Origin of the sequence: Desulfovibrio sp. (genome assembly GCF_034006445.1) — a bacterium.
Lineage (GTDB): Bacteria > Desulfobacterota > Desulfovibrionia > Desulfovibrionales > Desulfovibrionaceae > Desulfovibrio.
The window spans coordinates 617,081-631,009 of record NZ_JAVESS010000001.1 but is presented as its reverse complement, the minus strand read 5'-3'; the positions used below and the strand labels follow the sequence as shown (position 1 = coordinate 631,009).

12 protein-coding genes are annotated in these 13,929 nt (G+C 54.1%); 3 read left to right on the top strand and 9 right to left on the bottom strand.

Translation table 11 applies throughout. The features are described 5' to 3' along the window. Positions 1-709: 709 nt before the first annotated feature. From RBR41_RS02655 to RBR41_RS02645, 3 genes are all read left to right on the top strand, one after another. Positions 710-1,120: a transcriptional repressor gene (locus tag RBR41_RS02655; RefSeq protein ID WP_320350791.1), complete on the top strand. Its 411-nt coding sequence runs from the start codon at positions 710-712 to the stop codon at positions 1,118-1,120. Positions 1,121-1,350: 230 nt separating this feature from the next. Further along, a complete protein-coding gene (locus RBR41_RS02650) occupies positions 1,351-1,887 on the top strand; it encodes a bacterioferritin (RefSeq protein WP_320350790.1) in 537 nt (178 codons plus the stop codon). Between the two features lie 23 nt (positions 1,888-1,910). Next, entirely contained in the window at positions 1,911-2,099 is a 189-nt protein-coding gene (locus tag RBR41_RS02645) for a rubredoxin (protein WP_179981591.1), read from the top strand. A 407-nt stretch (positions 2,100-2,506) separates the two neighbouring features. Here the strand turns inward: RBR41_RS02645 and RBR41_RS02640 are convergent, their stop codons facing one another. The 9 genes from RBR41_RS02640 to RBR41_RS02600 all read right to left on the bottom strand — a co-directional run bounded on the left by RBR41_RS02640 (position 2,507) and on the right by RBR41_RS02600 (position 13,820). Continuing rightward, complete coding sequence (locus RBR41_RS02640) at positions 2,507-3,478, bottom strand: rhomboid family intramembrane serine protease (RefSeq protein WP_320350788.1); 972 nt, start codon at positions 3,476-3,478, stop codon at positions 2,507-2,509. Between the two features lie 56 nt (positions 3,479-3,534). Continuing rightward, complete coding sequence (gene rpmB / locus RBR41_RS02635) at positions 3,535-3,744, bottom strand: 50S ribosomal protein L28 (protein WP_179981593.1); 210 nt, start codon at positions 3,742-3,744, stop codon at positions 3,535-3,537. A 211-nt stretch (positions 3,745-3,955) separates the two neighbouring features. Further along, positions 3,956-7,033, bottom strand: a complete 3,078-nt coding sequence (locus tag RBR41_RS02630; RefSeq protein ID WP_320350785.1) for an Hpt domain-containing protein — start codon at positions 7,031-7,033, stop codon at positions 3,956-3,958. Between the two features lie 63 nt (positions 7,034-7,096). Next, positions 7,097-7,465, bottom strand: a complete 369-nt coding sequence (locus RBR41_RS02625; protein WP_012625008.1) for a response regulator — start codon at positions 7,463-7,465, stop codon at positions 7,097-7,099. 231 nt (positions 7,466-7,696) lie between these two features. Beyond that, positions 7,697-8,413, bottom strand: a complete 717-nt coding sequence (locus RBR41_RS02620; RefSeq protein ID WP_320350779.1) for a chemotaxis protein CheW — start codon at positions 8,411-8,413, stop codon at positions 7,697-7,699. Then, complete coding sequence (locus RBR41_RS02615) at positions 8,407-9,183, bottom strand: ParA family protein (RefSeq protein WP_320350778.1); 777 nt, start codon at positions 9,181-9,183, stop codon at positions 8,407-8,409. The genes RBR41_RS02620 and RBR41_RS02615 overlap by 7 nt, the downstream gene beginning before the upstream one ends. Positions 9,184-9,190: 7 nt before the next feature. Then, complete coding sequence (locus tag RBR41_RS02610) at positions 9,191-10,027, bottom strand: protein-glutamate O-methyltransferase CheR (RefSeq protein WP_320350834.1); 837 nt, start codon at positions 10,025-10,027, stop codon at positions 9,191-9,193. A 761-nt stretch (positions 10,028-10,788) separates the two neighbouring features. Beyond that, the gene (locus RBR41_RS02605; RefSeq protein ID WP_320350776.1) at positions 10,789-12,720 is read right to left on the bottom strand and encodes a HEAT repeat domain-containing protein; all 1,932 of its coding nucleotides are present in this window, start codon (positions 12,718-12,720) and stop codon (positions 10,789-10,791) included. Positions 12,721-12,746: 26 nt separating this feature from the next. Next, positions 12,747-13,820 (bottom strand): chemotaxis response regulator protein-glutamate methylesterase, encoded by a 1,074-nt coding sequence (locus tag RBR41_RS02600; RefSeq protein ID WP_320350774.1) that lies wholly within the window; start codon positions 13,818-13,820, stop codon positions 12,747-12,749. Positions 13,821-13,929: the final 109 nt, after the last annotated feature.

The window sequence follows — 13,929 nt, the reverse complement described above, 5'->3', positions numbered from 1 at the left end:
CGGGGGCAACCGGGCGTTTTTGCCAGAAAACCAGGCGGGAGAAGCGTAGATCCGTACCGGTCTATGCCGCTTGCAAGATATCTGTAGGCTTTTGGAACTGGGGGCCTTTTGTTCCATGCCTCAGCGGAGAATGAAGGAGAACGTGAAGCCTTCGAGCCGAAGCAATGCTGACCCTGGCTATGAGACAGTTTAGGGGCACGGTTGCCAGCGGGTGCGTGACGCCCGTGGCTGCAGTTCATTGGTTACGCTTAGGTTCGAGGCAGAGCATGAGGGTGGGGGAAACGGGCGCTCTGTGGCAACATTGCGCTCTGTTAAGGGTTCTGTGTTCAAACTCAAAAATATCACTGCAGGTTATACTAGGGTAAAAGCATCAGACCGTCATGTCGGCGTGTGTGTTGCGTTGTTTTTATAAGGCTCTTGATTAACAGCCTTTTTAAATAATGACAGGCACATGATGCGCGCTTTGTACAAGGACGCGGCTCCAGACGATATACGGTCGCATGGTGTGAGACTCAGGCTTTTTCGCTCAAGACAACCGCGTAGCAGCGTGACCGTGAACCGCGATCTTTGATCTCGGTTCAATTCAAGCCATAGATTCGGTCATTCTGCTTATTGGACCCAGATAGCAAAAAAAGAATGCTTTCTGGGTGAAATGGGCTTGACAGTATCCTGCGGTAACAGTAATTTTTACTATCAAATGGAGACCGATATGGCCCAAATTCAAACAAGAATGACCCGGCAGCGCGCGGTGATTTTGGAAGAACTGCGTAAGGCAAAAACGCACCCAACCGCAGATGAGCTCTACAGCATCGTGCGTGAACGCTTGCCCCGCATCAGTTTGGGGACTGTGTACCGCAATCTCGACTTTTTGGCGGATAGCGGTGAGATCCGTCGCCTTGAAGCGGCTGGTTCCACAAAGCGTTTTGACGGCGATATTTCCCGGCATCAGCATGTGCGTTGCATCCAGTGCGGCCGCATCGGCGATGTAATGGAACCACGAGAGGCGCCTTCAGTTACGGGCATGAGTGTTGATGGCTTTTCTAGCATTCTGAATTCGCGCATCGAATATGACGGAATTTGCAAAGAGTGCGCTGGCCGCATTCGCAGCACCAGTCATTAGGAAACCTTCGCTGTTTTTTCGCCTTTCAGGCGAATAAAATTTGCCCGTCGTTGAGGAGTTGCCTCGAGGCGGGCAAATTTTATATACTCATGTGCGGGATAAGAGAACGTGCCGTAACGGGCAATTCTTGCTTTCTTAATCCTACGCATTCCAGAGCCTGTCTGGCTTGTGCGTTTATTCAAATCGGTTTATAAATGTACCATACCTGCTTAACACCAAGGAGTTTTGGAATGGCAGAAAATAGAGATAATCGTAAGGCCAAGGTGATTGAAGTTCTTAACAAAGCTCGCGCCCTGGAGCTGCACGCCATTCACCAATACATGAACCAGCATTATAGCCTGGACGACATGGACTATGGTGAACTGGCTGCCAACATGAAACTTATCGCCATTGATGAAATGCGCCACGCTGAAAATTTTGCCGAACGCATCAAAGAGCTGGGTGGTGAGCCCACAACCAATAAAGAGGGCAAAGTCGTTACCGGACAGGACGTGCCCGCAATCTATGAAAGTGACGCAAATCAAGAAGATGCAACCATTGAGGCGTACAGCCAGTTCCTTGCAGTCTGTAAGGAGCAGGGCGACATCGTCTCGGCGCGTCTGTTTGAACGTATTATTGATGAAGAACAGGCACATCTGACCTATTACGAAAATATTGGCAACCACATCGCCAAGCTGGGCGACACCTATCTTGCCAAGATTGCCGGCACGCCCTCGACCACCGGAACCTCCAGCAAGGGATTTGTTACCGGGACTCCGGCTGCTTAATAATTGTTTACAAGGGAGGCTCCATGGCTGATCCTCATGACATGTGGCGTTGCCAGATGGTGAACTGTGGTTACGTATATGACCCCGATCGCGGTGACAAGCGCCACAAGATTCCGGCGGGAACCAAGTTTGAAGATTTGCCGGATGATTGGCATTGCCCGGTTTGCGGTGCTGGTAAAAAAAGCTTTCGCAGGTTGAGCGACGAGGCCTAGGCATCGTCGCGGGATCGGTGCAAGCGCATTGATTGTTGAATAATCCCGGCCAATGGGCTGCCCCCACAAACCGGCAGGTAAAACGACCCTGAGGCCATACGTTGGCGGCCAGCTTTTCCCTTTGGGAAGCTGGCCGCTTTTTGTTGCAAGCATGTAATCTTTGAAAAAGCGTACGTGCGCAAAAGGCAGGGGAATGTGAAATTCAGCGGGGCAGGCTCCTGCGGATTTTCCCAAAAAATCTGCTTCAGATGCGCATAGATGACTGCACATCCAGGACGTAGGGCTTACTGCCAGGACGTCGGGCTTAGTGAAGCAAATTTTCGAGGATCTGTGGTTTCTTGCCTGTTCATGTCTGCCGCGTTCAGTACCGACTTTTTTTCTGGGCGCCTGGAGCCAATGGAGCAGCCTCAAAGTGCGGCAAAGGCCCAGTACCATGCCAGGACAAGAACCGCCACAGCCAGTGCTCCGGCCAGCAGTTGAGGAAGGGCGGGCCAGTTTTTTCCCAAGCGCCAGGCCTCCCATGCGCCCAAGGCCATGCCGCTGCAAAGGCCTGCAATATGCGCAGCGTAGTCAGTGCGTTCGCCTTCAGTGCCGAGCATGGCCAGGATGGCGATTCCCGCCGCGATTGGCAGGATGGCCTTGCCGCGCTGGCTGTGTTGCAGGGCCATAAATCCGGCCAATGCCCCCACTGCGGCAAAGAGTGCGGTGGAAAAGCCCATGCTAGTGACCAGGCGTGGGCGAAAAAGCACTGTCAGTCCGTTGCCCAGGATGCCGCCAGCCACAGTAAGCCACAGGGCGCGACCTATTCCGGTGAGCCGGGCAAGCAAGGGGAGGAAGATGGCGCCAAAGGCCAGATTACCGCATAAATGCGTCAGCCCTGCATGCAGGGTCAGTGCGGTGGCCAGTCGGTACCATTGTCCGTAGATGCGTACCAGAACATTATCAAGCATGCCCGCCCCTGACCATGTTTCGGGCGGAGGCAAAAGACGGGGTGCTGGCCACCAGTCCACGCGCCAGCCATGCCAGACAAGCAGGGGCAAAAGAAAAAGCGCGGCAAAGGCATAATGCCTGTGCATGCGCAAAGGCTTGGGAACTGGCGCAGGCCTGCTGCTTTCAGCAGAAAACTCGCCAAGCTCCGCAAGGGCGATGCCTTCGAGCAGGGGAGGAACATAAATTTGTTCCCTGCCCGACAGTGAAACTGTTTTGTGAGGAATGGCGCGGGCATTGAGCACCAGCAGCCAGTCGCGAAAGCGCACGTAATTGTCCGCTCCACTGGCCTGGCTGATGTTTCGCCAGAACCGTGGCAAGCTGTTGGGTCTTCTACGAATAAGCCAGCGCCCGCTGGTGGGCTTTGAAGCGCGCGAAAATGTCGGCGGCATATAGCAAAAAAGGCCCCGACAGAATACTGACGGGGCCTCAGATGCGAAAAAAGGTGCTAACCCTGCTTGCGAACCAGGGGCTTGGACACCACGCCAGAACGGATGCAACGGGTGCAGACGGTAAGGGTCCGCACGCTGCCATCGGCGAACTGGTGCCGAACGCGCTGGAGGTTGGGGTTGAAGCGACGCTTGGTCTTGATGTTGGAATGGCTGACGAGATTTCCAACCTGGGGCTTTTTGCCGCAGAAAATGCATTCCTTGCTCATACTATCCTCCGTATATGCAAAAAAGTTGTTCACTTCACATGCGGCAAAAACGAGGCCCTGCGCCGGAAGATGTTCAGCGTATGAGTGGGCGTAACCGCGCGAAGAAGTGCTATAGCTGATGCAGCACTAAAAGGCAAGAAATTTTCTCGAAACCGATGGGCACAACGGTGTGGTGTCGTTATCAGGAAAAGTTCTCTGCATCATATACCTGTCAAACTCTGGCTGATGAAGCGGGCTGCTTGCTTTCTCCTGCCGGAGGAGCCATGGACGACGCCTTGGATGTGGCCATCAGATAGATTTCATGTGGATCCAGAATCAGGATAACAGAACCATCACCCATAATGGTCGCGCCGGAAATGCCCTTGAGATCCCCAAGGTAGGCTCCAAGGGGCTTGATGACGATTTCCTGCCTTTCCAGCAACCTGTCCACAACCAGGCCAAGGCGGCGGTCATTATCGTGAATGACCACAACGGAAAGCACATCGGGGAGGGGATCACTGGCGCGGGGCAGTCCAAGCATTTCTGCCATTTCAACAATACCAAGCACCTCACCGCGCAATGTGACGGCCTTGCGGCCCTTTACGTCGGTAAGACGCTTGGCCTCGATCTTTGTCGTTTCAGACACCGCATCAAGGGGGATGGCATACATCTGGCCTGAAACATTAACCATAAGGGCATCAATAATGGCCAGAGTCAGCGGCAGGCTGAGGGTGAAGCGCGTTCCCTTGCCGACCTCGGAGTGGGTGCTGACGCTGCCCTTTAGGTTCTTGATATTGGTACGCACAACGTCCATGCCAACACCTCGGCCGGAAATGTCAGTGATCTGGTCGGCAGAGGAGAAGCCGGGCGCGAAGATGAGTTCCACAGCCTCTCGGTCGTCAAGCTGGGCGGCTTCTTCTGTGGTAATCAGGCCCTTGCGCACGGCGATTTCGCGCATCTTGACCGGGTCTATGCCCTTGCCGTCATCTTCAATTTCAATGGCAACAGAATTGCCCTTGTGGAAGGCACGCAACGTGACCTTGCCCTTGGGGGGCTTGCCTGCGGCAATGCGCACATCCTCAGGTTCAATGCCGTGATCGACAGAGTTGCGGATAAGGTGTACCAGCGGGTCTCCGATAACTTCCACCACGCTTTTGTCCAGTTCTGTTTCCTCGCCTTCCATGATCAGGTCCACTTCTTTTCCGCTTTTGCGCGAAAGGTCGCGCACGAGGCGGGGGAAGCGTGAAAATACAGAAGAAACCGGAACCATGCGTACTTTCATGATGGTGTCTTGCAGATCATCAGAAATACGGGCCATGGCATAGGTGGTTTCAGAAAGGCTTTGCGCCACGTGCGAGATGTCCACCTTTTCGCTGCTGTCTTCAAGAGAGCGGGCAATGAGGGTGTACCGGTTACGATTGATAATAAGTTCGCCGATAAGGTTCATGAGGTGGTCGAGGCGTTCGTGATCCACTCGTATAGTCGAGGAACTTTTGTGATTTTCAGCAGCAGGCGCAGCCCCCTTGGTCTGGGGTGCAGCCGGACGCGGCATGGCAGCCGCAGGAGCAGGCTGTGCGGCCGGGGCGACAGTTCTGGCGGGGGCGGCAGGGGCCACGGGGGTTGAAGCCGCGGCAGGTTTAACGGCAGCGCTTTGCCCTTCACGACTTGCGACGGGCTGGGATGCCTGGGCCGGAGCGACGCTGGCCATTGCTGTCGAAGTTTTGGGCTGGGTGTGGTCTGCGTCAGATGCCGTGGACGGGCTGTCAGATTCGTCATTTTCATCCACCGCTTTTTCAGCGCTGGAGCAGACGTCCGCCGCAACTTTGCCCTCAGCCAGCGCCTGGCGGATCATATCTTCAATGATACTGACTTCCTGACTGAGCAGGTCGATCATAAGGCCAAAATCGATGTCGCTGATGCGCCCCTGGTCAACGATGCCGGCGGTGCGTTCCGCGTAGGTCTTAATGTCGGCTAGCCCCACAAAGGCGCAGGCGTTCTTTATGGCCACAAGGCAACGGAACAGGGCGTCGATGGAATCTTTGTGGCTGCCGTTTTTTTTGAGTGTTTCCAGAGCGGCGTGTATGATTTCAATCTGCTGCTGCACGGTAACGCGGAACGCTTCCGTGTCGTCGCTTTCGGAACCGACCGGAATAATTGTGGGGGTGACCACTTCAACAGAAGAGGCCTGGTTAGCCGCCTCTGTTCCGGAATCCCTGGGTTCTTCGGCAGGCATATGGGCGCGCCCTTGCGCCGCCAGCAGTTCTTCCGGCAAGGCAATGGGGCCGCCTGCCAGGGCAGCCTGGAGCTGTCGTACCACGGCATCGGTTTCAAAGGGAGTGGCCTGCCCGGAAGCAATATCAATATTGCGAACCAGGGCTTCCATTACATCCACAACCAGCAGGAGCAGGTCGATAAGATCGTGGTTCGGAGTTATCTTGCCCTGCCGTACATTGTTAAGCAGGGTTTCCGCTTCATGGGTCAGCGCATTGAGCTCATTATAGCCAATAATGCCGCTATTGCCCTTCATATTGTGGAAAAAGCGGAAAAGGTCATTGACCAGATCATTCTGACCTGTGGGATTTTCTTCAAGATCCAGAAGCCCATTGGTGAGATTTTCTATGATCTCAATGGATTCGTCGATGAAATCTTTAAGATGTCCTTCGCCGAAGGCCGTAAGGGCATAGGGCTCGTGCGCAGGCAGGGTGCCCACCCATTCCTTGCCGGACATGCCGTTGGCATTGTCGGGCGCAGAAACGGAATCAGCCTGGGCATTCTGAGGCAATTCCGCTGCGGGGTACCCGCCAGCACTGGTTTCAGCCGGAAGGGCACCTTGTGCCTGAACATCCGTGACCGCAGGGGCGGCAGCGGTTTCGGCAACAGGAGCAGCGTCAGCGGGCGGGTTCAGAGCGGGGCTGTCGCCAGCCATAATGGCGTCGATCTGCGCCATAATGTGACCGGTTTCAACCTCTCCTTCAGAATTGTTGGCCTCAAGGTTGTCGATCATCTGACGCAGGGCATCGGTGGAGGCCAAAATGACATCCATAATTTCCGATGTGACCACCATGCTGCCTTTGCGCAGTTCGTCAAGAATATTTTCGGCCTTGTGCGCAAGCTGATTGATACGGTTTAGCCCAAGAAAGCCTGAAGCTCCCTTGAGGGAATGCATGGGGCGAAAAATATCATTGAGCAGGGCCAAGTTTCCTGGGGCCTTTTCAAGCTCCAAAAGATTGGGCTCGATGGTCTCAAGATGCTCTTTTGCCTCTGCAATAAAGTCGGCAAATAATTCTGGGTCAAAAAAATCTTGGCTCATACCCCATACCCTGCTTGACTGAAAGCGCTGTACCCTGACGGGTAATGTTGTCTTTCTTATCGGCTAACCCAAGAGCATCTTTATATTACGGACCATTTTTTCGGGCTGGGCGGGCTTGACCATATAAAGATTTGCCCCAAGGCTCATGCCGGTCTGTATATCCTTTTCCTGTCCTTCCGTTGAGAGAACAATAATGGGGATGTCCTTGTAAGCGTCCTGCGCGCGGATGGTTTTAATGAACGTGAATCCATCCATGCGAGGCATGTTGACATCGGAGACGATCAGATCAACGGGGTCCAGGCTGTACAGCTTTTCAATGGCATCAAGGCCGTCTTCAGCGGTACTGACCTTAAAGCCTTCTCCTTTTAGCACAAAGGCCACCAGATTACGGATGGTCTTTGAGTCATCGACGACCATGATATGTTTTTTCATAATATCCGTTCCTGTCCGTCAGATGTTGACTGCCGCTTTATCGGGCAAACCTGGGTGTTCGATTGTCCGATTATGCTGAAAGCAGCCGCGCACACAAAGAATGTGCGCCATAATAAAGGGCTGAGCCCTGAAAGAGCACTCAAAAGCTTGCCACACGTCATATCGATGCGAACTGTTTAGAGGTTATTTACACTTTTTGCAACGGCACAATTTTATTACAAATTTAGTGTATTAAGCTTCAAGCAGCTTTTCCACGATCATTTGTGGGTCAACAATGCCGTGCAGGTGGTCATTCACTTCGGCAAGTCCGCAAAGCAGGTCTGCGCTGGCTCCCAGTTGGACCTCGGCATTCCAGTTGATCTTGGCCTGATCCAGCATATACATAGTATGAATCTTATCAACGATAAGGCCAAGCTGCATTTCTTCACTGCCGCACACCACAATGAAACTTTCGGGTGTGTAACGATGCTGCTGATCAAGGGTCAGCAGGGCATCAAGGTGCAGCAGCGGGGTGACGCGCCCCCGCAGGTTGACGACGCCAGCTACAAAGGGCGGAGCCATGGGCAGCCGTGTGAGCGGCATATGCCGCAACACTTCAACAATCACGCAAACCGGCAGAAGAAAAATCTGTTCGCGCACATAGAACGACACCATCTGCACTGTGGGCAGTGTGGTCAATTGCGTTTTTAAACTGACGGCGGAATGCGCGGGGCGCACTGCATGATCCTCGCGCCCCTCAACGCCGGGGGTGGATATACTGCCCAGGGCTGCGTCCGGCGCTGCATCTGCGGCATCGGGCGCGTATATGGACATATCCGCCAGCGCATCAACGCCAAGATACTTTTGAACAAAAGCCTGTTCAGCGGCGCTGAGCGCAGACGATGACCCTGCCATACCCGGCGGGGTAAAACTCTGACCAGAGAAATATTCTTCAGGCGTTTTTACCATAGTTGCAACACTTCCTGCGCAAGAGCTTCATAGCAGCGTGCCCCTCGCGAATGCTGGTCAATGTCATAGATACTGCATCCCTGAGCGCTGGCTTCACGAAAACGTGTGTCAATGCCAATAATGGAGTTGAACATAGCGTGATCCATTTTTCGCTGCAAAAGCTCCAGTACCCTGGTGCATGCCTTGGCGCGCTTGTCATACATGGTGGGCAGGGCCCGGTAGAGAATGGGTCTGCCCAGCGCCTTGTTGAGTGTATGCAGCGTGTCAAACAGCAGCTTCAAACCGTGCAGCGCCAAAAAATCTGTCTGTATCGGAATTATCAGCAAGTCGGCCGCCACCAGTGCGTTTACAAGAAGTATGCCTACATGGGGCGGGCAATCCAGAATGATAAAGTCATAATCCTTGCGCACGGCCTCCAGGCTTCTGCCAAGTATGCTGCCTTTGGCGCTTCTGTCTTTAAAATCAACTTCAAGCTCCGACAGGCGAATGCTGCCAGGGGCCATATCCATACCGTGCAATGCCTGTGAGCGCAGCAGAAGCGGCCACAGCGCGGGCCAGCTTTCTTCGGAGGCCATAAAAATGTCATGCAGGCTGTAACGCACGTCCTCTGGATATATCCTGGCGTGCAGGGTCGCACAGGCATGCGGATCAAGGTCCAGCAACAGGATTTTTTTTCCCGCCCGTACCAGCGCACAACCCAGGGTCACAGCGGTTGTGGTTTTTCCCACGCCTCCTTTCTGATTGGCAACAGCCAGGATCTTGGCGCACATGTCGTGCCTAAGCCAGCTTGCGGTAGACGATGGTGCCTTTGAAATGCTCCAGCTGGAACGCACGGCTGATATTGTGCAGCGACTCTGAATGGCCGATGAGCAGTGCGCCATTGACCTCCAGGTTGTCATAGAAGGCATTGATGACTTTGCGCTTCATTTCATCGTCAAAGTAAATGATGACATTACGGCAAAAAACGATCTGCGATTTATCAACACGCCTCAACTGCTCTTTGTCGCTAAGATTTATCTGCCCAAAAGAAACGAGGTTCTTCAGTTCGGGCTTGATCTTGTATACACTGTCCTCTTTAACGAAGTAGGTGTCTACGATGGATTTTGGCGTGGTGCGCAGTGCATACTCGCTGTAGATGCCACGCCTTGCGGCGGCAAGTACGGCTTCAGAAAGATCGTTGGCCGTTATTTTGATATCCCAGCTATGGATTTCACTTCTGAGAACTTCGTGAAGAATGATAGCGAGGGTATAGGGCTCCTCACCTGTGGAACAGCCTGCCGACCAGATACGTAATTTTTTTTGTCCTTTTTGGCGGCATTGATCCAGTATATCAGGCAGCACGTTTTTTTGAAAAACTTCCAGTTGCGGCGGATTGCGGAAAAAACTGGTTTCGTTGGTAGTAACAACCTCAAAAAGCTTGTTTAATTCAGTCTTTCGACTGGCATCAAACCGGAGGAAATTGTAGTATTCGTTGTAACTTTTGAGGTTCAAATCCTTGATGCGATTGGAAAGACGGTTTTCAACCAGATATTTGCGGTTTTCGGCGATAAAAATGCCGCATTGCTGGTAAATAAAATCACGAAGCTGCAAAAATTCCTCATCCGAAATCTGCAAGTCCTTGCGAAAGGGCGAAGTAGCCTTTGTGTTTTCAACAGCAGGGGTGGGCGTGCGAAAGGCCGAACTTGGGGTGAGGGGTTGACGCAAAGGCGTGCCGGGCTGCGTGCTGCGGAAAAGAGGTGCCTTTGGCGGCATTGCCGCCTGCGGCGTCGCATTGGCCCCGGACTGGAACGCGCTGGTTCTGTTGCCCGCCGCGCCTGCCGAAGGAAAAAGGCTTGAGCCTGTCGTGCCGAAAGCGGATGCCTGCTGTGCCCCGGCGGGAGATCTTTGCGCAGCGGCGTCTTTTGCGGCAAAGGGGCTGGAAACGGAGGTTCCTGGCGGCGTCTGGGCTGCCTGGCGCAAGGGCGACGTCCAGGTGGACTGCCCCAGATTGGGTTGTCCCAGGCCAGACTGACCAACATAGGGGGAGGTGGCGCCGCCAAATGCAGAAGGCTGGGTTGGCGTGGTGCCAGCAGAACTGAAGGGACTGCTTCCCGCAGTGGTGCCAAATGCAGGTCGCGCCGGAGACGCAGCGGGGTCTGTGGGGCGTGGGGCAAATCCGGAGGGTTTGAAAGCAGATGTCGGTTGTGGCGGCTGCGTCAGACCTGCGCCAAGGCGTGACGTTTGTTCGTCAGCCGGACGCGAAAAAGCCCCAGACTGTGTAGGAGGCTTGCCCGTCGCGGATGGAGCCGTGGAAGTGGACGTTCCGCGATTTTCTGTATCGTTGGCGTTTTTGTTTTGCACGCCGTTGGGGAAAAAGGTCGGAGGCTGTGACATGGCTACTCCTGTTCTGCCTGGATGGCTGCCACCGCTTCAGCCGCAGCGTGCTGTATTTCCGGGTCTTCACTATTCATCAAGCCAAGAAGCACACTGAAGGCCACATTGCCGCCGATCATTCCCAACGCCTCAATAATCTTGTAAGAAACCATGGGATTGGCTGTTTCAAACAGTTGAGTCAGGTAGGGAACAGCATCGGCAAGTTTGTGTACGCCCAGAGCTTCAATGGCTCTGATTTTGACCCAGTCATTCTCGTCAGCAAGGGCAGAGACAAGGTGCGGCATGACTGCTGGGGTGCCTATCTGACCAAGCAGATCCACCAGGGCGATCCGCACGTCCTTGTCTTCATCAATCAGGCGGGGCAAGAAGTGGGGCAAAAAGTCTTCAGCCTGTGGCCCCAGATTTTGAAAGGCCTCAATGGCAACCTGTCGCACACGGGGCGAAGGGTCTTCAAGAGCCTGAAGTATTTCATCAAGATTTTCAGTGACACTATAGCGGCCAAGAGCGTAGATGGCCATCATGCGCTGCATGGGGTCTTCGCTGCGTGCCCTGATCTTGAACTGGCTGTTGAGTTTGGGGCTGTGAAGATTGATGCTTGCTTCAAGAGCCATTTCCTGCACATCAACATACCGGTGGTCAAGCTGGGCAAAAACGATGTCTTCCACTTCGGGGCAACCATGCTGATTACCGAAAAACACCAGTGCGCTCTTTAAAACTTCCGCGTCGTCAGAGTGTTCAATAATGGAGAGAAAGAACGGGGTATCCGTGCAGGTGCCCATCTGCGCGAGTTCGGCCACAGCCTCCCGTCGCAGATCGGGGCTTACCCGCCAGAAAATGTTTTTAAGCTCCTCAACCGGGCGTTGATCCTTCAAAAGCCGACAGGCTTCCATTGCCACGGCAATATGCTTTTCATCGTCGCTGCGCAGGGCGTCGCGGAGCATGCTGTTGTACCCAAGGGAAGCAATGGCGTGTATGGCAGCCTCATAAAGTTCGGACTGCCGCTCCACATCAAGGCCCACGGCCAGATTGATGATGGCCTCGGTGGCGTCCTCGTTGCCAATGGCGCTCAAGCCTTGCAGAGCAGCCAGCAGAATGTCTTCATCATTGTCGGTAAGCGCCTCAAGCAGATAGTCGCGCAAGCGTTCTTGTGATTTGGCGGCCAGCAGCGACAGGGAGCGCACGCTCAGAATCTGCACAATGGCTTTGACGATTTTATGCCGCAGAGGCACGCGGACATTTTCAAGCGAGCTGAAAAGCAGCGGTATGGCTTTGACATCCCCCATATCGCCCAGCGCGTCAATGATGGCGGAGCATACAAGTGGCGAGGCCTGCGGCAGCAACTTTACAAGCCCATTGGCGGCGGAAGGATCCTTGATCTTCGCCAGGGCTTCCACCACTGCGAACTGCACCCATTCTTCATCGTGCATGGCCTGGCACAGAGCGGGAACCGCCTCGGGAAAAGCAAGGTTGCCCAAACTGACGGCCGCCTGATAGCGCACGTTTACTTCCGGATCTTTAAGCAGCGCCTTTGAGAGGAGCAGAACCGCCTGGTGCGTCGGGCTGTACCCGAGAATGTCGGTAATAAAGATGCGCAGATCCGGGTCTTCGTCCTGCAGATACGGCTGCATGCTCTCAATGCTGTCACTGCCGATTTCACGCAAAATATCCATGGCCACATTGCGCACAGGGGCCTCATCGCTACGTAGCAAGGGCAGCAGGGCAGCCACCACCTGGGGGCCCCGGATTTTGCGCAAGGCGTATTCTGCCGCTTCCTGTATGCCGATATTGCTGCTTTTGACAAGCGAGCAAAGCAAAGGGATAGCTTCAAGCAAGGCCATGTCGCCAGCATTGAAAGCGGCACTGCGAATAGTGGCGCTGTCATCTGACTGCAGTGCTTCAAGTACTTGCGGAGCCGTGTCGAGCAAATTTTCCATAATAGTGCTTCCTGCTGCGCTACTGGTCAGCCCTTGACAATTGTCATGATGGCTTGGGCGATATCATCTGCATCAAGAATCTGATTGGCCAATTTGGCATCAATGACAGCCTTGGGCATGCCATATACCACGCATGAAGCCTCATTTTGGGCAATGAGGCAGCCGCCTTTTTCTCTCAAAACTTTTGCGCCTTCGCATCCGTCCGAACCCATGCCGGTCAGCATGACACCCAGGGTACGGCGGCCCATGTTTTTTCCGGCGCTTTCCATAAGCAGGTTGACGGTGGGCTTGTACAGCGCGTCACGGGGTTCCTCGGTGATGGCGACTTCAGGCAGGGGGCCGCGCATGCGCACGCTTATATGCTTGCCGCCAGGGCAGACATAGGCATGCCCGTTTTTTATGCGGTCTCCATCCACTGCCTCGGAGACGCTTATGTTGCAAACACTGTCCAGTCTTTTGGCAAAGGGGCCTGTAAAGGCGGCTGGCATGTGCTGCGCCACAAGGATGCAGGCTGCCAGATCTGCGGGCAGGGCGGACAGGATCTTTTGAACCACTGGCGGTCCCCCCGTGGAAACGCCCACAACAACGAGGTCGCGTGGTCCATGGCAGGGTGTCTGAACATAGTCCGCCGGTTGTGAATGCTGTATTCGCGGCAAGGGAGAGGCCGGCATGGGAATATTGTTGATGCGGCGGTACTTGAGACGGATGATGGCCTTACGCCGGGCCAGTGCCGTTACTTTGCGGCGCAGTTCCGACCCGAAAGAATCACGGTCATTGCTCATGTTCTTGGGGATGAAGTCCAGCGCCCCGTATTCCAGAGCCTTGAGAGTGCTTTCAGCACCGCTCTCAGTCAGCGAACTGATCATGAGCACTGGCATGGGCGTTGTCTTCATAAGGCGCTGCAACGTGCCAAGGCCATCAAGGCGAGGCATTTCCACATCAAGCGTCATGACGTCAGCATCAAGCTCTTCGGCTTTTTGCAGAGCTTCCAGCCCATCTCTGGCAGTACCGACAACCTTGATTTCCGGGTCCTGCTCCAAAAGAGAGACAATAGCGTTGCGCATGAAGGTCGAATCGTCCACCACTAAAACACGGGTCATACAGGTCGTTCGCTCCGCAAAGAATTTGTCCTTCTAAGGACGGATGTTATGTTACGTCAGCCCAAATTTTTTTACAAATAAAAAATGGCTTGCCAAAATTCAACGTCTC